The organism is Streptomyces sp. ALB3 (genome assembly GCF_044385685.1).
Lineage (GTDB): Bacteria > Actinomycetota > Actinomycetes > Streptomycetales > Streptomycetaceae > Streptomyces.
The window spans coordinates 83553-105219 of record NZ_JBISCE010000041.1 but is presented as its reverse complement, the minus strand read 5'-3'; the positions used below and the strand labels follow the sequence as shown (position 1 = coordinate 105219).

Here is a 21667-nt window from a genome sequence, read left to right as displayed (position 1 = left end):
CCGTCCGCGCTTCCGGCGGGCTTCGAGAAGAGAGAGCCGAGCGTGCCAGGCATCCAGGAAACCCAGCTCTACTGCCTCGCCGACCGCAGGTACTTCGACACGCCGGCCCGGCTGCCCGACGAGGAGTCCAGGTACCGGCTCGACACCGACCCGCCCCCGGCGGGCTGGCGCCGCGAGGCCGTGGGCCTGTGGACCTCGCTGGTGCCCGAGCACGCCCGGCCGGCCGAACAGGGCTGGAAGATCCATGTGTCCACCGTCCCCGACGAGGCCGAGGCCACCCTGCGGGACACCGCCCGCATCTGCCTCCGCCACGGTGTGCCCTTCAAGTTCCTGCGCAGCGAGAAGGCGTTGCTGCTGATGGCGGGCAAACACATGAACCGCAGTGGCGCGGGCAAGTTCGTCGCGGTCTACCCACCCGACGACACCGTGTTCCTGGAGCTGGCCCGTGAACTCTCCCAGGCACTGGCCGGGCGGAGCGGCCCCTACGTCCTCAGCGACCTGAGGATCGGCGACGCCCCGGTGTACACGCGCTACGGCGCCTTCGTCCCCCGCTGGTGCAGCGATTCCGAGGGCCGCCGGGTCCTCGCCCTGCGCCACCCGTCCGGGGAACTGGTACCGGACGAACGCGGCGTCGTCTTCCGGACGCCCGACTGGGTCGAGGTCCCCGCGGCCCTGAGGCCGCACCTGGCGGCACGCGCCGCCGCCCGCGACGACACCTTCCCCTACACGGTCACCGAGGCGCTCCAGTTCTCCAACGCCGGCGGGATCTATCTGGCCGAGGACCGGGAGACGGGCCGCCGCGTGGTGCTCCGGGAGGCGCGTCCGCACTGCGGTCTCGACGCCGCGGGCGACGACGCCGTCACCCGTCTGCACCGCGAGTACCGGGCACTGACGGCGCTGGCCGGACTTGACTGCGTCCCCGAGGTGTACGGGGTGCGGACGGTCTGGGAGCACCACTTCCTGATCGAGGAGCACATCGAGGGGAACACCCTGCTGGAGGAGATCGTCGCCCGCTTCGCCCTCGTACGCGGCGCGGAGTCGCCGGAGGAGCTCGCCCCCTACGTCGCGTGGACCGACTCGGTGACGAGCGCCCTGTCCCGGGCACTGGACGCGGTCCACGCGCGCGGGCTGCGCTTCGGCGACCTGCACCCCTCCAACGTCATCGTCCGGCCCGACGGGCGCGTCGCCCTCGTCGACTTCGAGTACGCCACCGCGCTCGACGACGAGGCCACCCCGCTCGCGGGCGCCCCGGGCCTCCAGGCGCCTCCGGGCACCCCCGGGGCGGAGGCCGACGCCTACGCGCTCTGGGCGACCTGGCTCACCATGCTCATGCCGGTCATGGAGATGGCCGGACTCGAAAGGGCGAAGGCCCTCACCCTGGAACGCTGGGCCCGCCGCCGGTACGGCCTGCCGGCCGGGGCGGGACCACGCCGTCCCCGGCTGCTCGGCGGCCTGGACGACTCACGGCGACGCGAGGCCGGGGTGGCAGCCCTCTTCGAGGGGCCGGACGTGGACTGGGCGGGGATCCGCACCCGGCTCCTGGCCGGCATCCACGCGGGAGCCACCCCCGGACGGGCGGACCGCCTCTTCCCGGGTGGCCCGGACCTCTTCGCCACCGGCGGTACCGACCTCGCGCACGGAGCGGCCGGTGTCCTGTACGCCCTCCACCGGGTGGGAGCCCCCGTCCCGGAGGAATGGACCGACTGGCTGGCGTCGGCGGCGTCCCGCAGGGACCCCGCGGGCGCGTGCGGGTTCTTCGACGGGCTGCCGGGCACCGCCCTGGTGCTCTCCCTGCTCGGCCGCCCCGAGCAGGGACGGGAGCTGTGGGAACGCGCGACGTCCACATCGCCCGGGACGGCGTCGGCGGACCTGTTCACCGGGCGGGCGGGCACCGCGCTCGCCGCCCTGCGTCTGGCCCGTGCCGGCGGCGGGACACCCGACACCCGGCTGGTCGACACGGCCCTGCGCACCGCCCGGGACCTGGACCGGCTCGTGCGGGGCGAACCGGCGGACGGCCTGCGCCTCCCGGAGTCGGCGGGACTGCTGCGCGGGCTCAGCGGAGCCGCCCTGCTCCACCTAAAACTGCACGCGCTGACCGGCGAGACGTGGTTGCGCCGGGCGGCCCGCACCGCCCTGGACCGCGAGGCCGGGCACCTCGTCGCCATGCCCGACGGCACGCTCCAGGTGAAGGACGGCCGGCGCCACCTGCTCTACCTCGGCCAGGGCAGCTCAGGGGTGGCGCTGGTGTCCCAGGCGTACACGGCCCGGTACGAGGACGCCACGCTGAGCGCCCTGATCCCGGGTGTGCGCAAGGGCTGCGCCATGGAGTTCGTCCGCGAACCAGGGCTGTTCACGGGCCGTGCGGGCCTTGCCGCCGCCGCCGGCCAGCTCGCCCCGGGGACCCGGACCGGGCCCGGGGTTCTGGCCTCCGTACGCAACCTCGCCTGGCACCTCGTCGCCGACGAGGACCGGCTGCTCGTCCCGGGGGCGACGCTGCGGCGCCACTCCGCGGACCTCGCCACCGGAGCCGCGGGGCTCCTGCTCGCCCTGCACTTCCTGGCCGGGGGGCGCGACACCGCCGACGGCGACGCGGCCGGCCGGAGCGGTCCCGGACTGCTGGACCTGCTCACCCTCGGCTGAACAGCCGGTCGGCACCGCCGCCGAGGCCGCGTGCCGGCTCCCGGACGGCCCCGGTGACGCTCCCCCCGGGACGCCCGTGCTCGCGGGCGTACAGACGGAGCAGGCGTGGCACCTCGTACAGCGCGGCGTGTGCGGTGACCTCACCGGCGGGTGAGGTCACCGCACCGCTGTCGATGAGCGACTCGACCGCGCGTATGGTGCCCCGTTCGTCGCTGTCCAGCGCCTCCATCGCCCGCTCCAGGGTGAAGGCGCCGTCGCGTCCCGGCCCCGCCAGCCTGGTCAGCGCGTCCCGGTCGAGGGCGTCCAGGTCCCGCCAGCCCGCCGCGAGGCGCGAGCGGACCGACACGTCCCCGGCCACCAGTTCGTCCAGGGCCGCCGTCGGGTCCTCCAGCCGGTCCGCGTACTCCGCCAGCGGAAGGTGCCGCAGTACCGCCAGTCGCATCCCGCTCACCGTCACCGCCACCGGCAGCCCTCCGCAGGCCCGCACGATCCGCAGGGCCGCCGCCGGATCCGACCGCAGCCGGTCCTCGCCGATCAGCGTCGCCAGCAGCTCCAGCGCCTCACCGTCCTCGGGCACGGCCAGCGCGATGCGGTGCACGGCCTCCAGCCCGGCCAGCTGACTCCGGGCGGTGAGCACGACCGAACACCGCCCGGACCGGGGCAGCAGTCCGCGTACCGACGTCTCGTCCGCGACGTCGTCCAGCACGATCAGCGCTCGGTGCCGCGCCAGCCAGTCCTGCCAGGCGTCCTCGGCCTGCGCCGGATCCGGCCGGCGGGGCCCGCCCACGTCGCACAGCCGTCCCAGCTCGTCCAGCATGTCGTTCACCGAGCGTGCCGCGCCGTCCCGCTGACGGGCCGGCACGTGGACGCGCCCGTCGGGGAAGTCCTCGGCGAGCAGGTGGGCGGCCCGGACGGCCAGGGCCGACTTCCCGGTCCCGGCCGGACCGGAGAGGACCAGCACGGCCCCGCCGGGTCCGCCCGACACGTCGAGCAGCCGCGCCAGTTCGTCCTCGCGGCCCGTGAAGTGCCTGCTGTCGGCGGGCAGCGACACACCGCACACCGCCCTCCGGGGAGAGCCGGGCGCCCGGCCCCCGCCGAGCATCGCACGGTAGAGGGCCGCCATCGCCGGGCTGGGTTCCAGGCCCAGCTCCCTGGCGAGCAGCTGCCGGTAGTCGTCGTACACCTCCAGCGCCTCCGCCTGCCGCCCCGTCTGGTGCAGGGAGTTCATCCACGCCACCCGCAGCCGCTCCCGGAAGGGGTGGCGCTCCACCAGGTCCCGCAGCCCGTCCAGTGCCAGGCCGGCCCGGCCCGTCTCGATCTCGGCCTCGGCCCAGTCCTCGTAGACCGTGAGGCACCGGGCCTCCAGCCGTTCGGCCTCCTCCGCCACACCGGCGGAGTCCCGGAGATCGTGCAGCGGCGGACGCTCCCCCCACAGGTCCAGTGCCTCCCGCAGCAGCCGGGCCGCGGTGCGCAGGTCCCCGCGCTCCCCGGCCGCCCGGCCCGCCCGCGCCAGGGACCGGAAGCGCAGCGTGTCGAGCTCTCCCTCCTCCACCCGCAGCCGGTAACCGCCGCAGTCGTGCACCACCCGGTCCCGGCCGGCGCCGTCCACGGCGCCGAACAGCGCACGGGCGGCGCTGACGTAGACCTGCAGGTTCTTGCGCGCGGTCCGCGGCGGCCCTTCCGGCCACACCACGTCGGTCAGCACGCCCACCGGTACGGGGGTGTTGGGGCGGGACAGCAGGGTGGCCAGGACCAGCCGCTGCTTGCGTGGGCCGAGCGGCAGCGGCCTGCCGTCGGCCATCGCCGAGAGCGGCCCGAGCAGTGAGAAGTACACGGCGCCTGCGGAGCCGGCGCGGACGGAAGGTGAAGGTAGGGGCATCAGCGGGCCTCCTGGCCGGGGGAGGGGCGACGAGCTGCCGTACACCGGCCGATCCTGCCGCGACGCCGGGGCGGACACATCGGTGCGCGCCCCGCATGTTCCGCGCCGCGCACCCCGCCCGCTCCGCGTCCGGCCCCCATGTTGTGCGGCCGTTGCCCCCACCCGGACGCCTCTGTCCCCGTACCCCGAGCCCCGCCCCCCGTACGCGGGCGGCCCGGCGCGGGAGGGCCGGCTCCCGTGCCTCCGCCGGGGAGGCGGCCCGCGTGCTCAGACCTGGTCGACCACGCACTCCGCGGCGAACTCGCACAGAGCCGTGCGGTTGGGCCGCCCCGTCTTGCTGAGCAGACTGGCCAGGTGCTTCTCCACCGTGCGGGGGGAGATGGACAGCCGCTGGGCGATCTGCTGGTTGCCCGGCCTCTCCGCCAGGAGCACGAACACCTCGTACTCGCGCGGGGTCACCCCGTTGGTCCGCAGCGGCGGCGGGATCCGTTCCCGGCCGCCGCGGTGCTGGGTGACACTCACGCCGGCCTGCCTCAGGACCGCCCTGCACGCGGAGGCCGCCGACTGCACCCCGGCCCCGTGGAAGTACTCCTCCGCGGTCCGCAGCCACACGACCGGCTCCCCCCACCCGTCGGCGAGCGCGGGGACGGCGACGAGCCTCAGACCGAGGTGGCGGGCCACCGGAAAGGCCGCGGACCGGGCGTGGAAGGCGGTCATCCGCCGCGCGGCCCCCGCCAGGTCGCCCTCCCGGCCGAGCAGCACCGCGTCCGCCAGTTCGAGGAACTGCCGGTTCCAGGCCAGGGCGGCACCGGGCGCGCGGGCCACCTCCTCGTACTCCGCGCGCGCCGCCTCACCCGCCAGCACCCGCAGCAGCGGGCGCAGTCCGTAGCGACCTGACAGGTAGTAGTAGCTGGGGTGGTCGCGCTCCCATGCCAGAGCGGCGTCGAGGTCCGCCAGGGCCCGTGGGCGGTCCTCCTCCAGCAGCGCCCCGATCGCCCCGCAGAAGCCCAGCCGCAGGGGCACCAGCGCGGACCGGTCCCCGCCCGCCCTGCGGAACGCCGCCAGGGAGCGGTCGGTCTCCCGCCGGCGGCCGCGGTGGGCCGCCATGGCAGCCCCGGCCAGCAGCAGGTACCTGTGGGCGCCGTGGTTGCCGATCCTGGCGCTCGCCTCCACCGACCGCGCGGTGATCTCCTCCGCCTCGTCCCACCGGGCGCACATCACCGCGTTCATCGCGAGCAGCCCGTCGACCGTCTGCGCCAGCAGCAGCGAGCCCAGCTCGGCCGCCGCCGCCCGGGCCGAGTGGAGACGAGCGGCGTCGCCGGTCCGCATGAAGCTGTTCACCCCCAGACGCACCAGTGCCTCCACCCGCCACGACGGCAGCGAATGGTCCGTGGACAGGGTGAGCATCCGCTCCAGACACGCGTCGGCCGCGTCGAACCCCCTCTCCCGCGAGAGCAGCGCCAGCAGCTGCCAGGCCTGGCAGGCCACGACCGGCAGCCCCTCCGCCTCGGCCGTCTCCGCGGCCGTGCGGGCGGCCCGCTCGGCCGCCTCGGGGTCCCGCCGGTCCTCACCGGGGAGCAGCGAGAGGTGACCCTCCACGACCGCGAGCGACGCCCGGCGGGCCGGCGACGGCTCAGGGCCGAACAGGGCGCGTGCCGCCGCCAACTGCCGGGACGTGTCGCCGGCCCGCTCCGCCATGACGGCCACCCAGGCGATCGTGATGTGGGCGTCCCCGCGCCGGGCCGCCGCCTCGGAGCGCGCCGGCACCGGAGGCAGGGACTCGGTCAGCGCCAGGGCACCGTCCAGATCCCCGCCCTCGGCCCTGGCCACCGCCAGGGACTCGGTGACGGCGGCGAGGTCGTCCTCCGCCGCCAGCGTGAGGGAACGTTCCAGCAGGACCACGGCCGAACCGTGCGCACCCGCCGCGAGCATCCGACGCCCCGCCTCGGCGAACTGGCGCGCCGCACCTGCGCGGTTGCCCGCCGCGAGCTCCAGCGAGGCCACGAGCTGCCGGCGGTCCTCGTCGAGCGGCTCCCCCGAGTGCTCGACCGCCGCGGCGGCACGCCGGGCGAGTGCGGCGCGCTCGGCCGGAGCGAGGGAGGAGACCAGTGCCTCCGCGGTGAGGGCGTGCCGGAAGGTGTAGCGGTCGGGGGCCGCTCCGTCAGGGGCGATGACCCCCGTCTCGACGGCGGATCTCAGGTGGGTGAACAGGGCCCGGTCCTCCAGGCCGGTGACGGTCTGGAGGACGGACACGGAGAACTGGCCGCCCAGGGTCGCCGCTGTCAGCAGGAGGTCCCGCACCGGCTCGTCCATCCGGTCGAGCCGGTGGGACCAGCTCCGGAGGATGCGCGAGGGAAGGATGCCGTCCGGCTGGTCCGCCGCTTCCCAGCCGTCCCCCGTCCGCCGCAGCCTGCCCGTGTCGAGCAGGTCGTCGAGCAGCACCTCGACCAGGTAGGGATTGCCCGCCGCCCGCTCGACCAGACGCCGCTGGACGGTTTCGGGTATCCGCTCGGGCGGTGTCTCCAGACAGGCGCCGGTCAGGGCCCGCACCTGCGCCTCACCGAGCCCCCGCAACTCCACCACCGTCGCGGTGTGACGCTGCTCGGCGGAGCGTACGAGGTCCAGCGCCGCCCCCGGCTCCGGACGCAGGGTGCCCAGCAGCAGCACGGGCAGGTCCGCGAGGTTGTCGACGACGTACTCGACGACCGCGACGGTCTCCGTGTCGCAGTCGTGCAGGTCCTCCAGCAGCATCACGCAGCCGGTGTCCCGGCCGAGGACCGCCAGCAACCGCAGCAGGGCCTCGGCCAGCTCCGCGACGGTCTCGGTGTAACCGGCGGACGCCCCGCTCCGCCACTCCGGCACGAGCCTGGCCAACGCCGGGTGATAGGGCGCCAGTTGCGGATCGGTCGGCGTGCCGGCGGCCCGGAAGTGGGACGAGAGGGCCTCCACCAGGGGACGCAGGGGCACGACCAGGCCGGTGGACCCCGCTCGCCCGCGCAGCACGGGCATGCCCAGTCCGTAGGCCCGGTAGGCGCACTCACCCACCAGCCGGGACTTGCCGATCCCCGCCTCACCGGTGAGGAACAGCGCGCGCCCCGAACGCCGTCGTGCGGCGTCCAGGGCGCTGCTCAGTAAACCGATCTCCTCGTCGCGCCCGACGACGACCGGCGAATTCGCACGCATGGCCGCAGGCTACTGGAGGCGTACAGAGTGCGGCAGTAGGCGCATTCCCCCTCAGGACGGTGCGCCCCGGTGGGAAACGGTTACATCGGGACCGTGAAGGTGGTCCAGGGCAGGTCCGGACCGAGGTCCCCGTCCGTCGCGCTGAGGAGCCTGCTGCGCAGACCGAGCCCGCCGCTGTTGCCGAGCGAGATCCGGCCGGCGGGGTGCTCGACGGCCCCCTCGTGTGCCGTGGTGACGTCCGCGTAGCCGGCCGATTCGCTGATCTGCGTCATCTCTGCCTCATTCACTGGTCGTTGGTCGACAACGTCATGGGTGCGGCGGACCGGTCGGCCCCCGTGGAGTGGCGCATGAGCAGTGCCGGGCCGATCCGGTCGGGGAAACCCGCCCGCAGCAGCCCGTGTCCGATGCCCGACAGACCGGTGAGCAGTCCCGGGTGAGGTACGTGTCCTGGTGTCCCGCAGTGGGGCTGCGCCCGGTCCGCGGCGGCCAGCAGGGTGCCGGTCCGGCGCAGCCAGTGGGGGCGCAGACGGGGCAGGGAGGCGTGACCGAGCAGTTCCAGCACGCCCAGTTCGCCGTGGCAGAGGCTGTCGTCCCCCGGCGGGGCGGACCGGGCGACCTCACCCGCGTGTTCCGTCAGCCAGTCGCGCAGCTCCGGATCGGCCAGTGCCCCGGGACTGTCGGCGACCGCGAGCGCGACCCCCGCCGTCCCCTCGCACCAGGCCCGCCCGGCACCCGCGCCGCGCACCGCGCCGCGCAGGGCGTCCAGCCCGGCCCTCCGGTGGCGCGGACCGCCGCCCGCTCCGGCGAACCGCAGCAGTGCCCAGCCGATGCCCGCCGCCCCGTCGGCGAAGCCCACGGGCTCGGGGGGAGGCGTCGACGCGAGCCGATCGGCACAGCGCTCGGCGCCCCGCCACGCCTCGGCCCGCCCGGTGGTCCGGTGCACGGCGAGCAGCGACACCAGGCCGCCGGCCGCCCCGCCCCGCACCCCGAGCCCCTCCTCGGCCGCACCCGCCGCACAGGTCAGCCGGGTGGCGGGGCCGGCCCACTCCAGCACACGGCTGTCGTCCAGCAGCGTCCCGACCTCGGCCACGGCGTACGCGATCCCCCCGAGCCCGGAGAAGGCCCCCGAACCGAGCAGTCCGAGGTCCTCCCCGCGCTGGTGCAGCGTGTCCAGGAGGCCGGGTACGGGCGCCAGTGCGGCCCGGGCGGCCTCGGCGTACCGCGCCGCCCCGGTCAGGGACGCCAGCTGGGCGAGGAACAGGGCCGGCCCGGTGTAACCGGCGGCGAGGTCGGCCGCCAGCGGCGTGAGACGCCAGTAGCGCTCGCCGAGCAGCTCCAGGCCGATCCAGTTGGCCCTGCCCCCGCCGTGGTACGCGAGTGAGACGAGCTGGTCGCCCACCGATCGCGCGGCGGAGAGCAGCCGTTCCGGTTCCGGGGCGGTGGCCTCGGTCCGCGGCCTGCCACGCCCCACGGCACGGTGCGGGGGCTCGGTGGACGTGCTCACCATGGCGGTGCGGATGACCCGCTCCTGGTCCTGCCGGTCCACCGTGTCCAGGGCCCGGATCTTCGCCTCGGCCCGTGCCAGCCCGGTGGGACCGGCGGGCCCCCGCAGCCTGCGCCCGGTGCCGCTCCAGACGTCCGTCACGCCCGGCCGGGTGGTGAACACCGGTACGTCCCCCCGCCACAGCTCCGCGATCTCCTCGTCCTCCAGGCCCGGCAGGGCGGGAGTGCCCAGGGCCCCGGTACGCAGGAGGGCGAACACCTGCTGGCGTTCGGCGCCGTCCCGCATCAGGTCGGGATGGGTCGACTCGTGGAGCAGTGTGGCGTAGGTCCAGGTCGGCCTGGGCACGAATCGGACCTCGTCGTCGGTGAAGAGGCGCAACAGGCCCCTGGGGCCGACCAGTTCGTCCCGCGACCCGCTGATCGCCGTGTACGCCGAGCGGAAGCCGTCGCACAGCGCGTCGGTGAACCGGAACGGATCGGCCGGGGCGCCGTCGACCGTGGGCCGGTTGGACGACTCGGTGAACCGCCCGGCGGCGCGCACCAGGTGCATGGTGTCGGTGCCCGCCGCCGCCCACGAGGCGGTCTCCAGCGGGGAGGAGGCGGCCCGGCCGCCGCCGACGGCGGACATGTCGAGCGCGGTGGTGTCCCCGACCAGCAACTGCGGGAGGAGCCCGACACGGTGGACCGAGGCGTGCAGGGCGCGGGCGGCCGGGTCGGTGGGCGGGGTCTGCGTCAGGGGTGGGTGGAACAGCGTCTCGACATCGACCAGGACGGGGTGCGGCCCGCTGGCGATGAGGTTCTCGTGGTGCAGGTCCGTGCCGTCCAGGACGTGCAGCAGCGCCAGCAGCGCTCCCAGGCGCCGGTAGAAGAGCGTGGCGGAGGCCGTCGAGCGGCAGGGCGCGTCCGCGATGAACTCCGCCCAGCCGTACGCCCCCCGGTCGAGGACCCGGGGCGCCCGCAGGTCGGGCGGCCCGGCGTGGGAGTTGAACCACTCCACCAGGGTCCCGAAGTGCCGGTGGGCCGCGAGCGGGCGCGGCTTGTAGACCAGCCGCGCGCCGTCGGCGAACCGCAGGAGCATCACGGACCGGCCCCCGCGGTGACGGTCGCCCGTGCCGGTCTCGACCCCGGTCAGGCAGTGCGGCCCGTAGTCGCGGGCCTGAGCCGCTCCCCGGCCCCCGAGCACCGGGGAGCAGTTCAGGAGCTCCCGGTCCGCCGCGAGCCTGCCGAGCATCTCGGCGAAGGCGTCGGCCGCGTCCATGGCCGCCTGGGCGAGGACCCTCGCGAGGACCGGATACCCGGTGACCAGGGTCGCCAGGCCGGCCCGGCCCGAGGTCAGGCGGAGGAAGTCGCGGAAGCGCTCGCGCGGCCCGCCGCCGCTGAGCCTGCCGCCGGTCCGGGCTCCGTGCAGCTCGCTGACGAGGGTCCTGGCGGCCAGCACGGCCAGGCGCTGTGCGACGTCGCTCCGGAAGCCGTCCAGTACGCCGACGGGGCAGGCGACGGGGCCGGGCCGTGCGGCCGGTCCGGGGAGCGCGTCCTCCAGCCGGTTCGCGGCCCGGGCGGCGAACGGCGCGACCACCAGGGCGAAGCCGCTCACCCCCGGGTACGGGCGGTCCGGCACCCGGGCCTCGCGCGGCGCCAGGGCCACGGCCTCCCGGGCGAACCGGGCCCAGTCGGGCTCGGTGTCCGGGCGCGGTCCGACGGTGCCGGACGCCCACCACGGATCACCGTGCTCCCGGGCGCCGAAGAGCCGGACGGCGTCCCGCGCCGGGGCGTGTCCGGCGAAGTCGGGGGCCGCTGGGGCGCATGTGGCGGGCGCCCGGTCGGTACCACCGATCGCTTCCCTGTCCGCCACCGCGCTCACCTCCCCGGTCATGGGAGGCCCCAGCGGTTCCCCCACGCACATCCTGGACGGCGTGCGGGGCGCGCACATGGGGGAGTCGCCCCCATCTTTCCGTCCGTCGCGCCGTGGGGGCCTACGGGCCCGGGACCCCCGGCGGGCCCGCCGCCCGCCGGGGTCAGCGGGCCGGAGCCGCCGTGGAGCCCCGTTCCATGAGCTCCGCGGCGATGGTCGCCACGCCTCCCGGCGGAGGCGTCTCCTTGTCCATCGCCAGCCGTCCCGCCCGCGCACCCGCCTCGAACAGCGGCAGTCGTACGGTCGTCAGGGCCGGCACGGCGTCCACGGAGAAGGGCAGGTCGTCGAAGCCGGCCACCGAGACGTCCTCGGGGATGCGGAGCCCGAGGTCCCGCACCGCCGCGCAGGCACCCAGGGCCACGGTGTCGTTCGCGGCGACGACCGCCGTCAGCTCCGGTTCGCGGCGCAGGAGCCCGAGCGTGGCGTCGTAACCCGAACTCCGGTCGTACGGGCCGTGCACGGTGACGCTCTCCTCGTCCCCGTACAGCCCCGCCGCCTTCATGGCCTCGCGGTGGCCCTCCAGCCGGTGCCGGGTCGTCGTGCGTTCCAGGGGACCGGCGACGTAACCGATCCGCCGGTGTCCCAGGGCGATCAGATGCTCCGTGAGGCGCCTGGCGCCGCCCCGGTTGTCGAAGGCCAGCGCGGCGACCACCGCGTCGGTGTCCGGCAGCGGGGGCCGTCCGCAGAAGACGATCCGGGTGCCCGCGTCCGCGAGTCTGGCCAGCTTCACGGCCATCGCGGCCTGGTGGGCAGGGTCCTCCAGTGCCCCGCCGGTCAGGACGACGGCCGCGGCGCGCTGGCGTTGCAGCAGGGTGAGGTAGGTGAGTTCGCGCTCGGGGGAGCCACCGGTGTTGCAGACGACGGCGAGCTTCTCGCCGCCCGCGCGGCCGGATCCGTCGCCCGGGCCGCCGATCTCGCTCTGCGCGGCTCCGGCCATGATGCCGAAGAAGGGGTCGGCGATGTCGTTGACCAGGATGCCCACCAGGTCGGACGTGGCGGCGGCGAGCGAGCTGGCGGGGCCGTTCAGCACGTAGTCCAGTTCGTCCACCGCGCGCAGGACCCGCTCCCGCGTGGACGAGGCCACCGGATAGTTGCCGTTCAGGACGCGGGACACGGTGGCCGGGGACACCCGGGCGCGGGCCGCCACGTCCGCCAGGGTGACTGTCATCGCTCTCCTCCGAGGAGTTGTGGAGCGGCACCCCTTGTCCGGGCCGCTGTCGGCAGGCTAGCGTCATACCGCATAGAAAGCGCTTGCTACGGCTGTATGGAGGAACTTTCGTGACACGCAGGACAGTGCGCATCGCCATGAACGGCGTCACGGGACGCATGGGATACCGGCAGCACCTGGTGCGCTCGATCCTCGCGATCCGTGAGCAGGGCGGCCTCGACCTCGGTGACGGCGAGGTGCTGTGGCCCGAGCCCGTGCTCGTCGGCCGCCGCGCCCACGCCCTGGAGGCGCTCGCCGACCGGCACGGTCTGACCGAGTGGTCGACCGACCTGGACGCGGTGCTCGCCGACGAATCGATCGACATCTACTTCGACGCCCAGGTCACCTCGGCCCGTGTCGAGGCGATCAAGAAGGCCATCGCCGCGGGCAAGCACATCTACACCGAGAAGCCCACCGCCACCGACGTCGAGGGCGCGCTCGACCTGGCCCGGCTCGCCCGCGACGCCGGCATCAAGCACGGCGTCGTCCAGGACAAGATCTTCCTCCCGGGCCTGCTCAAGCTGAAGCGCCTCATCGACGGCGGCTTCTTCGGCGAGATCCTCTCCGTGCGCGGCGAGTTCGGCTACTGGGTCTTCGAGGGCGACTGGCAGGACGCCCAGCGCCCCTCCTGGAACTACCGCGCCGAGGACGGCGGCGGCATCGTCGTCGACATGTTCCCGCACTGGGAGTACGTCCTGCACGAGCTGTTCGGCCAGGTCACCAGCGTCTCCGCACACGTGCAGACACACATCCCGCAGCGCTGGGACGAGCAGGGCAAGCCCTACGCCGCCACCGCCGACGACGCCGCGTACGGAACCTTCCAGCTGGCGGGCGGCGCCGTCGCCCAGATCAACTCCTCCTGGGCGGTCCGCGTCAACCGCGACGAGCTCGTCGAGTTCCAGGTCGACGGGACCCACGGCTCCGCCGTCGCCGGGCTGCGCAACTGCCGTGTCCAGCACCGCTCCGCGACCCCCAAGCCCGTATGGAACCCCGACCTGCCGGTCACCGAGCCGTTCCGCGACCAGTGGCAGGAAGTGCCCGACAACGCCGAGTTCGACAACGGCTTCAAGGCCCAGTGGGAGCTCTTCCTGCGCCACATCGTCCTCGACGAGCCCTACACATGGGACCTCATGGCCGGAGCCCGGGGCGTCCAGCTCGCCGAGCTCGGCCTCAAGTCCTCCGCCGAGGGCCGCCGCTTCGACGTCCCGGAGCTGAGCCTGTGACCATCCACCTGCCGCAGGGCCCGTACGAACCCCGGGCCACCCCGCTCGACCTCGCGCCGTCCGGGGCGCCGCTCGCCTCCCGTACGGTCTTCTCCGCCGCGCACGTCGTCGCGGACCCGTACGCCGACATCAGCCCCGACGACCCCGTCGCCGTCGACTGGGACGCCACCCTCGCCTTCCGCCGCCACCTCTGGTCCCATGGCCTGGGCGTCGCCGAGGCCATGGACACCGCCCAGCGGGGCATGGGCCTGGACTGGGCCGGCGCGGCGGAGCTGATCCGCCGCTCGGCCGCCGAGGCGAAGTCCGTCGGCGGCAGGATCGCCTGCGGTGTGGGCACCGACCAGCTCACGGGGCCCGCCACCCTGTCCGAGGTGCGCGCCGCGTACGAGGAGCAGCTCGCCCTGGTCGAGGCCTCCGGGGCCCAGGCCATCCTGATGGCCTCCCGCGCGCTGGCCGCCGCCGCGAAGGGCCCCGAGGACTACCTGGAGACCTACGCCCACCTCCTGCGCCAGGCCACGGAACCGGTCCTCCTGCACTGGCTCGGCCCCATGTTCGACCCGGCACTGGAGGGTTACTGGGGCAGCTCGGACCTCGACGCCGCCACGGACACCTTCCTGAAGGTCATCGGCGAGCACCCGGACAAGGTCGACGGCATCAAGATCTCGCTCCTGGACGCCGAGCGTGAGATCGACGTACGGCGCCGGCTTCCGAGCGGGGTGCGCTGCTACACCGGCGACGACTTCAACTACCCCGAGCTGATCGCGGGCGACGACCGGGGCTTCAGTCACGCCCTGCTCGGCATCTTCGACCCGCTCGGCCCGCTGGCCGCCCACGCGGTGCGGGTCCTGGACACCGGGGACGTCCAGGGCTTCCGTGACCTCCTGGACCCCACGGTCGAGCTGTCACGGCACCTGTTCAAGGCGCCGACACGCTTCTACAAGACGGGTGTGGTGTTCCTCGCCTGGCTGGCGGGCCATCAGGAGCACTTCACGATGGTCGGAGGCCTCCAGTCCGCCCGCTCGCTGCCTCATCTGGCGAAGGCGTACGAACTGGCCGACCGTCTCGGCCTGTTCCCGGACCCCGAGCTGGCCGAGGCGCGCATGCGCGCGCTGCTGACCGTCCACGGAGGAGGCCGATGAGCGCCGAACTCTCCCGCCTGTCCATCAACCAGGAGACGGTCCGGCAGCTGTCCCTGCCGGAGCTCGTCGAGGGCTGCGCCAAGGCGGGCATCGGCCAGGTCGGCCTGTGGCGCGCGCCGGTGCAGGCGTACGGCGTCGAGCGCGCCGGCCGCCTGATGAAGGACGCGGGCCTCACCGTCACCAGCCTCTGCCGGGGCGGCTTCCTCACCGCGACCGACCCTGCCGAGCGCGCCCGCGCCCTGGACGACAACCGCGCGGCCGTCGACGAGGCGGCAGGCGTGAACACCGACACCCTGGTCCTGGTCTCCGGCGGGCTCCCCGACGGGGAGAAGGACCTGCACGCCGCCCGGGAGCGCATCGCCGACGCACTCGGCGAACTGGCCCCGTACGCGTACGAAAGGGGCGTCCGTCTCGCGATCGAGCCGCTGCACCCGATGTTCGCATCGGACCGCTGCGTCGTCTCCACGCTGTCGCAGGCCCTGGACCTCGCGGAGCGCTTCCCGGCCGAACAGGTCGGCGTGGTCGTGGACGCGTACCACATCTGGTGGGACGACCAGGTGGCCGCACAGATCGCCCGGGCGGGCGCGGGCGGGCGGATCCACTCCTTCCAGCTGGCCGACTGGATCACCCCGCTCCCTGCGGGCGTGCTCGTGGGCCGGGGTCAACTGGGTGACGGATGTGTGGACTTCCGTGGGATGCGCCGTCAGGTCGAGGCGACCGGCTTCGACGGGCCGATCGAGGTCGAGATCTTCAACGAGGGTCTCTGGGCCCGTGACGGCGCCGAAGTGATCGGCGAGGTCGCCGCTCGCTACCTGGAACACGCCTGCTGAAGGCCGGCCGGACAGCCGGAGGTAAAGAGATCGCAAAGGCGTGCAACCTTTGCGTACCCTCCCCGGTCGTACTCAGCGTCGGGACTTCCGGGGAGGGGTCCGGGGGGATCGGGAAGCCCGACGGAGGGGGAAAGCGAGGGGGGTCCGGCCTGTGGGCCGGGCCCCATTCCGCTTTCCCGGGTATGTCTGCGGTGCGGCGGAGCCCGGCGCGGGTCTGGCAGGATCACCGGCATGCCGAAGCATCCGTCAACGACCTACAGGCGCGTCGGTGCGCTCCTCCACGAGACCGGCATGGTGTCCGAGGAGAAGATGCGCAGCGTCCTCGACCGCGCCGCCGCCTACGCGGACGACGAACTGGACCAGTACGCGGCGGCCCAGGCGCTGGAGAGCTTCGGCGTGGCGGTCTCGGTCCACGCCGACGACATCGACTCCATCCACGACGGTTACGCGGGCCTTCTGGTGGACGCCGCCGAGGCCGCCGGCGGCCGAGTCGCCATTTCCGGCGTCCGGGTCGTCGAGGGCGAAGGCGGTTTCGAGGGCGGCCGCTTCGACGCCCTCGAGTTCGAGAGGGACGGCGAGCCGGTGTCCATCCCGGCCGAGCACTTCGCAGTGGACTACTACGACCACGGGGCGGCCTGCCGGGCCATCGCCGAAACCGCACACGGCGACGACCCGCGCTCATGGCGGAACGTCGGCTTCGCGCGCGAGCCGGGCGCCGGCTACGACAGCATCATGGTCCTCGCCACACCCGGGCAGAGGGAAGCGCTCAACCGGCACCTCGGTCTGACGTTCTCCTGAGCGGCGGGTCGCAGGGTTCCGGGGCGGGCAGCCCTCGGAACCTCCGTGCACTCGTCCGTGACCTCAGCCGCCGTCGAAGCCGCTCCTGGCCGCCTCGATGTGGCCGATGTGCCGGTGGGTCCAGTCGCACATCACGTCGACCGTCTTCCGCAGCCCCTGACCCGGTCCGGTCAGGGTGTACTCGACCTTCGGCGGGACCGTGGGGTACACGGTGCGTTCGACCAGACCGTTGCGCTCCAGCATGCGCAGGTTCTGGGTGAGCATCTTGTGGCTGATCCCCTCCACCGCGCTCCGCAGTTCGCTGAAGCGCAGGGTGCCGTCGCCCAGGGCCTCGATGATGAGGAGCGCCCACTTGTTGGCGACGTCCGAGAAGATCTCCCGCGCCAGCGAATCCGCGCGTCTGAGGTCGGCCTGTTCCTCGGGCGAGCCGCTGAGCTGCTTGGTCACCATGAGGTTCCCCTGTCACTAAAAAGTGCGTTCTTCCATGTCAGCAGCCACTCTCCTACGGTTCCTGAGTAACCACAAGAGAGCACGTGCGGCCCGTGAGGGTCTCGCGGCAAGGAGGAGAACAGCATGGCCGTCACCCTGACCAACCCCACGGGACTCCCGGAGATCGATGTCTACCGGCAGGTCTCGGTCTCGACCGGCTCGAAGCTGGTCTTCGTCGCCGGACAGGTCGCCTGGGACGCAGACGGCGTCACGGTCGGCGAAGGCGACCTCGCGGCCCAGGTCGAGCAGTGCTACGTGAACGCCGGCATCGCGCTGAAGAGTGTCGGCGCCTCCTTCGACGACGTGGCGAAGCTGAACGTCCACGTCGTCGACTGGACCCCCGACAAGATGCCCCTGCTCCTGGAGGGAATCTCCCGGGGGGCCGCACGGCTGGGGACCACCTCGGCACCGCCGGCCACGATGCTGGGCGTCGCCGCCCTGGACGTCCCGGAGCACCTGGTCGAGATCGAGGTCACGGCGGTCATCGACTGAGGCGGCGGGGCGGCTCCGCCGGCCGGAGGCGTCCGAAGGGGCGGGCCGGCCGGCCGTCGGTGGCGGGCTCCTTCGGCCGACGGTGGCCGGCGGAGTTCCCGTACCGTCGTCCCGGGCCGGACCGTCCAGGCGTCTCAGCCCTCACTGCCTGCCAATATGCTTGCCTCCCCCGGGACTTCGCTTCTCTGCCGACCGGGTGACCGAGGTCCGGTCGTGCGTGGGTGCGGAGCGCGACACGACGCCGAACTCACATATGAGTAAGGAAGACGCATGGCACGTGAGCCTGATCCCCCCAGACACATACCGCCGAGTTCGGGCACGCCCTCCGGTGCCTCAGGTACGTCCGGGAGTGCGCCGGTCCCGGCCCGCCGGACGGTGCCGACGCAGGGTGCGGCCGGGGACTCCGGTGACGCCCTGGAGCCGGGCGGCACGGCCGGCCGCACGGGCACGCCGTCCACGGCGGCCGGCCCGGGCGCCGGGACGCGGGGCCCGGAGAGCGAGGGCTCCGGGAGCGAGGGTCCCGAGGGTGCGGACGCCCGGACACGGACCGAGGAGCGAGCGGCTGGCGCCGGAACTGCCGCCACGGCGTCCGGCACCGGCGCCGCGCGGGACACCGGACTCCCGGAACCGTCGGCGGACGGGGCACCCGGAGCCGCGTCGGCCGACTCCGGTCAGCGGGAGCCGGCTTCGGCTCCGGAGGCACCTGCCTCCGACCCGGCCACGGCCCGGGCGTGCACCGGTACCGCCGACGGGCCCCCCGGCGCCGCAGTCGCGGCGGCGGCGGTCAGTGGCAGCGCGGGGACGCGCACGGACGCCGCACCCCTCGGCAGCCGGCCGAAGAAGTCGGTACTCGCCGCGGCGGCGGTCGTCGGCGCCCTCCTGGTCTCCGTGCCGTTCCTCGTGGCGGGCCAGGACGACGGCGAGCCCGAGAAGGACCGCACGCAGAACGCGGCAGGCACGGTCCTCGGTACCGGACGCTCCGAACTCCCGGAGGACTACACCAGCAAGTCGCCGAGCCCCTCCGCGTCTCCGAGCAAGGAGAAGGAGCGGGCGAAGGTGAAGGAGAAGCCGCACGAGCCGCCGGTCACCAAGCCGGTGGTCGTTCCGCCGCCGGTCGAGCCCGAGCGCAAGCCCCCGGCCACGGTGACGGCGAAGGCGCCGCCGCACACGGCTGCCGGAGCCTTGAACAGCCTCGCCGAGGCCGACCCCGAGGGGCGGCACATCTGTTACCGGGCCTTCGTCTCCGGGAGTGGCTGGCAGGCACCGGTGTGCGACGGGACGATGGCCGGGACGGCGGGCCAGGGCAAGCAGATCACGGCCCTCAACATCGCGGTGTGGAACGTGGGCGGGTCCTCCGCCAACGCCCTCCTGCACGACCAGGGTTCGACGAGCGGCAACGCCACGTGGGCCCCGAGCTGGACGTCCCTCGTCGCGGACGGAAAGGACAACTACATAGGCAGCGCGAAGCAGGGCGCCCCGTTCATGACGGGCTTCGCCATGAACGTCGGCAAGGGCGGCGTCTGCCACACGGCCCGGCTGCGCGGCGGCGGCTGGGGCCAGCAGTACTGCAAGAACAGCCGTCCCGAGTACATGTTCGTCGGCACCACCGACAACGAGAACTGGTTCGAGGCCGTGAAGCTCACGGTGTGAGCAGCGGGCTCAGGCCCGAGAAGCCGGGCCTCCGGGTCGTCACCGGGGGCCCGGCGTCGCCGGACGTTCCGAGCATCCGGTGGTGGTAGAGGCCGCGCCTGTCATCGACGGACGGCGCCGGTCCCTTCCGGTCTCCGGAACAGCGCGGTCCAGAGGAAGTCCTCACCGAAGCACGGGGAACCGGCCGGCTCGTCCCGCATCCGCCGCAGTTCGACCTCCTCCATCCCGGAGAAGATCCAGCGCAGCGACTCGGGTGTGTAGGCGAGGCCGCCCTGAAGCCCGGTACCGCCGTACAGGTCCGCGTCGGGGAGTTCGGAACCCATCGCCCCGGCGGCGAAGCAGGTGAGTGACAGGTGTCCGCCGGGGGCGAGGGTGCGCTCCACCAACTCCAGGTAACTGACACGGCGGTGGGGCGGCAGGTGGTGGAAGCAGCCCGAGTCGTGGATCAGGTCGTAGGGTCCGCCGGGGGCACCCTGGGCGAAGGCGTCACCGCAGTGGAAGCGGATGTCCGCCCCCGCCTCACCGGCCCGCTCCTCGGCCCAGGCGATGGCCCCGGGCGACAGGTCGACGGCGTCCACCTCGAAGCCCCGCGAGGCCAGGTGCAGCGCGTTGCGCCCCGGTCCGCAGCCGAGATCGAGGGCACGGCCGGGTGTGATCAGACCCCGGTCGAGGTAGGACACGAGGCTCTCGTCCGGCTCGGCCACGAAGAACGGCACGGGCTTCGAGCGGTCTTCGTAGAATCCGTCCCACCAGCCGCTCGCGTCACCGGTCCACCGGTCGTCCTCCGGCGCGAACAGGCTGTCCATGAGCTTCAGGACGTCGTCCACCGAGCGAATGTTCCGGTCCATCCGGAGCCCCCTTCCCGAGCCCTCAACTCTAGGCCGCACGACGGTATCTGTGCAGCTCAGGGCTGGTGGAGGGGTTGGCTGCCGACCCGTCAGGGAGTCGCCGGCGAGCACCCGGGCCGGACCCGCCCGTGCGGCCTCGTTCTCCTTCCCAGGACCCGCCCGAGGGCCGCCGGGGGCCTTTCCTGGACGGGGCCGAGGTGTGTTTCCCGACCGCTTGGCAGGCGAAGGGCACGGAAAGGGGGGTGGGCGAGCCCCGGCCGCCTCGGTGCCGGTGGTCAGGCTTCGATCTCCCACTCGACGCAGTGGTGGCCCGACTCGTGTGTGTAGGTCGACGGGCGGTAGTACAGGAAGGGGCACCCGGTCTCGAGTGAGTCGGCCAGGGCCCGGAAGAGCTCTGCCGGTCCGGTCGCCCAGAGCGTGCCGTCGAGGTCCCCTGACCCGATGCCCATCTCGTGGACGTGCCCGTACGAAGGGCCGGGGCGGTGGTCGACGAAGGCGACGCCCCCGTCGTTGGGCAGGGCGATCGGCACGCACAGGTGCAGATGCCCGGCCAGGTCCTCTTCCTCCCACAGATCTGCCTCGACGTTGTCCTCGCCGATGCTCACGAGGATCTCGTGCATCATGGCCATGTCCCGCACACCGCTCAGGCGGTGCCCCAACGGCAGGAACGATCCGGCGGGCAGGGGAGACGAACCCGGCTCGGCGACAGGCGGTGCGGCGCCGTCATGGAACTCCAGTAGCCTCCTCAGCTCCGGGTGCAGAGGGAAGCCCAGCCGCGATTCCAGCCCGGCTATCGCCTCGGGGGCCGCGGGCCCCCTCAGGGCCGCTCGATCGGCGGGCGAATGCGCCGACAGCCATGCCTCGAAGCGAGCCCACTCGTGATCGAACGCTGCGGTGTCCACCTGTGTCATGCGCAGAAGATAAGCGCCGCCACTGACACCGGTACCGCCGGCTCACGCCTCGCCGGGTCGCCGAGTGCCGAGGCGCACGGCCGGGCGAGGGCAGCCCGGATCCGGACAGCGAGCGCCCCGCAAGGCGGGATCCATGACGCCGAGGTCAGTCGAAGAGGTCGATCAGCCCGTTCACCCAGATCGCCAGGAAGGCCGTGACCAGCAGGAACGCCCCCGTGCATCCTGCGACACGTAGTGCGGCAGGACGCTGCGGCTGCTCCTCGCCGGTGACCGTGTCCCAGTCGACGGACCGGCCGGCCGCCGTCGAGCACGCTGTGCGGAGCGCGGCCAGCTGGGCCTCGGCGAAGGCGGACCCGGCCAGGGACTCCGGTCCGCGCCAGGCCACGGCCTTCATACGCGGGGCGGGCAGGTGGTACCGCTTCTCGAAGGCGGCCGTCTCGGCCGGGTCGCGGTCCTCCTCCAGGTACATCCACCGGCCTGCCTGCTCCGGCTCGCCGTAGAGGCGGTAGACCTCCCCCAGGCGCCGGCGCACCTCCCGGCTCGTGGGGTAGGCGGTCACCAGGCCGCGAAGACGCATGCGGGCCATGGGTATGCGCCCGGCGGCGAGGTCGGCGTCCACGCGCCGCAGGGTGTCGGTCAGGGCCATGCGCACATCATCGGTCGCCGGGTGTGTGGCGCGCCAACGCTTATCACCCTGCTCACGTGCGCTCCCGAACGGCCATCTCTCCCGCGTCCGACGGCAGTTCCCCGCGACGGCGCACCGGGTTCGGCGTGCGGCCGGGAGTCGCGCCCGCTCTCCCCTCCGCCCGCTCTCCCTCCGCCCGCTCTCCCGGCACCGGACGACGGACGGCCGCCCGCCGGCGAGTACCGGGCAGGCCGCCCGCCGCCCGGCCGGCCCGGCCGAGGAGGGCGGCAGGCACTCCAGGGTGCGCCCCCGCGCTGTCGGCCCCACCGGATACCGTC

The 21667-nt window shown here is 73.9% G+C and carries 16 protein-coding genes; 7 read left to right on the top strand and 9 right to left on the bottom strand.

Annotated elements, in window-relative coordinates; genetic code table 11:
• The first annotated feature begins 42 nt into the window (after nucleotides 1-42).
• Nucleotides 43-2640 carry a class III lanthionine synthetase LanKC gene (gene lanKC / locus ACHFIV_RS26940; RefSeq protein ID WP_398974172.1) on the top strand — a complete coding sequence of 866 codons (2598 nt, stop codon included), beginning with the start codon at nucleotides 43-45 and terminating at the stop codon, nucleotides 2638-2640.
• Here lanKC and ACHFIV_RS26935 read toward each other — a convergent pair.
• The 5 genes from ACHFIV_RS26935 to ACHFIV_RS26915 all read right to left on the bottom strand — a co-directional run bounded on the left by ACHFIV_RS26935 (nucleotide 2627) and on the right by ACHFIV_RS26915 (nucleotide 12285).
• On the bottom strand, nucleotides 2627-4519 hold the full coding sequence (locus ACHFIV_RS26935) for an AfsR/SARP family transcriptional regulator (protein ID WP_398974169.1): 1893 nt from the start codon (nucleotides 4517-4519) through the stop codon (nucleotides 2627-2629). The two genes, lanKC and ACHFIV_RS26935, sit on opposite strands and share 14 nt — an antisense overlap.
• 267 nt (nucleotides 4520-4786) lie before the next feature.
• Nucleotides 4787-7702 carry a helix-turn-helix transcriptional regulator gene (locus ACHFIV_RS26930; protein WP_398974166.1) on the bottom strand — a complete coding sequence of 972 codons (2916 nt, stop codon included), beginning with the start codon at nucleotides 7700-7702 and terminating at the stop codon, nucleotides 4787-4789.
• Between the two features lie 80 nt (nucleotides 7703-7782).
• Nucleotides 7783-7974 carry a hypothetical protein gene (locus tag ACHFIV_RS26925; protein ID WP_398974164.1) on the bottom strand — a complete coding sequence of 64 codons (192 nt, stop codon included), beginning with the start codon at nucleotides 7972-7974 and terminating at the stop codon, nucleotides 7783-7785.
• Between the two features lie 11 nt (nucleotides 7975-7985).
• Nucleotides 7986-11078: a type 2 lanthipeptide synthetase LanM family protein gene (locus tag ACHFIV_RS26920; protein WP_398974161.1), complete on the bottom strand. Its 3093-nt coding sequence runs from the start codon at nucleotides 11076-11078 to the stop codon at nucleotides 7986-7988.
• Nucleotides 11079-11220: 142 nt separating this feature from the next.
• Nucleotides 11221-12285: a LacI family DNA-binding transcriptional regulator gene (locus ACHFIV_RS26915; protein ID WP_398974158.1), complete on the bottom strand. Its 1065-nt coding sequence runs from the start codon at nucleotides 12283-12285 to the stop codon at nucleotides 11221-11223.
• A gap of 110 nt (nucleotides 12286-12395) precedes the next feature.
• Between ACHFIV_RS26915 and ACHFIV_RS26910 the strand changes: the two genes are divergently transcribed.
• From ACHFIV_RS26910 to ACHFIV_RS26895, 4 genes are all read left to right on the top strand, one after another.
• The gene (locus ACHFIV_RS26910) at nucleotides 12396-13547 is read left to right on the top strand and encodes a Gfo/Idh/MocA family protein (protein ID WP_398974155.1); all 1152 of its coding nucleotides are present in this window, start codon (nucleotides 12396-12398) and stop codon (nucleotides 13545-13547) included.
• Nucleotides 13544-14686 carry a dihydrodipicolinate synthase family protein gene (locus ACHFIV_RS26905; RefSeq protein WP_398974152.1) on the top strand — a complete coding sequence of 381 codons (1143 nt, stop codon included), beginning with the start codon at nucleotides 13544-13546 and terminating at the stop codon, nucleotides 14684-14686. The genes ACHFIV_RS26910 and ACHFIV_RS26905 overlap by 4 nt, the downstream gene beginning before the upstream one ends.
• Nucleotides 14683-15516, top strand: a complete 834-nt coding sequence (locus ACHFIV_RS26900) for a sugar phosphate isomerase/epimerase family protein (RefSeq protein WP_398974149.1) — start codon at nucleotides 14683-14685, stop codon at nucleotides 15514-15516. The genes ACHFIV_RS26905 and ACHFIV_RS26900 overlap by 4 nt, the downstream gene beginning before the upstream one ends.
• 231 nt (nucleotides 15517-15747) lie before the next feature.
• Nucleotides 15748-16314 carry a hypothetical protein gene (locus ACHFIV_RS26895; RefSeq protein ID WP_398974146.1) on the top strand — a complete coding sequence of 189 codons (567 nt, stop codon included), beginning with the start codon at nucleotides 15748-15750 and terminating at the stop codon, nucleotides 16312-16314.
• A gap of 63 nt (nucleotides 16315-16377) precedes the next feature.
• Here the strand turns inward: ACHFIV_RS26895 and ACHFIV_RS26890 are convergent, their stop codons facing one another.
• Complete coding sequence (locus tag ACHFIV_RS26890) at nucleotides 16378-16764, bottom strand: winged helix-turn-helix transcriptional regulator (protein ID WP_398974143.1); 387 nt, start codon at nucleotides 16762-16764, stop codon at nucleotides 16378-16380.
• A gap of 123 nt (nucleotides 16765-16887) precedes the next feature.
• On the opposite strand from ACHFIV_RS26890, the gene ACHFIV_RS26885 reads away from it, so the two are divergent.
• Both ACHFIV_RS26885 and ACHFIV_RS26880 read left to right on the top strand, forming a co-directional pair.
• A complete protein-coding gene (locus tag ACHFIV_RS26885; RefSeq protein ID WP_398974140.1) occupies nucleotides 16888-17295 on the top strand; it encodes a RidA family protein in 408 nt (135 codons plus the stop codon).
• A gap of 270 nt (nucleotides 17296-17565) precedes the next feature.
• A complete protein-coding gene (locus ACHFIV_RS26880) occupies nucleotides 17566-18945 on the top strand; it encodes a hydrogenase expression protein HypA (RefSeq protein ID WP_398974137.1) in 1380 nt (459 codons plus the stop codon).
• Between the two features lie 101 nt (nucleotides 18946-19046).
• Here the strand turns inward: ACHFIV_RS26880 and ACHFIV_RS26875 are convergent, their stop codons facing one another.
• The 3 genes from ACHFIV_RS26875 to ACHFIV_RS26865 all read right to left on the bottom strand — a co-directional run bounded on the left by ACHFIV_RS26875 (nucleotide 19047) and on the right by ACHFIV_RS26865 (nucleotide 21350).
• A complete protein-coding gene (locus ACHFIV_RS26875; RefSeq protein ID WP_398974134.1) occupies nucleotides 19047-19793 on the bottom strand; it encodes a class I SAM-dependent methyltransferase in 747 nt (248 codons plus the stop codon).
• Nucleotides 19794-20068: 275 nt separating this feature from the next.
• Nucleotides 20069-20704, bottom strand: coding sequence for an SMI1/KNR4 family protein (locus tag ACHFIV_RS26870; RefSeq protein ID WP_398974131.1), 636 nt, complete (start codon nucleotides 20702-20704; stop codon nucleotides 20069-20071).
• A gap of 145 nt (nucleotides 20705-20849) precedes the next feature.
• The gene (locus tag ACHFIV_RS26865) at nucleotides 20850-21350 is read right to left on the bottom strand and encodes a DUF6584 family protein (RefSeq protein WP_398974128.1); all 501 of its coding nucleotides are present in this window, start codon (nucleotides 21348-21350) and stop codon (nucleotides 20850-20852) included.
• Nucleotides 21351-21667 lie beyond the last annotated feature (317 nt).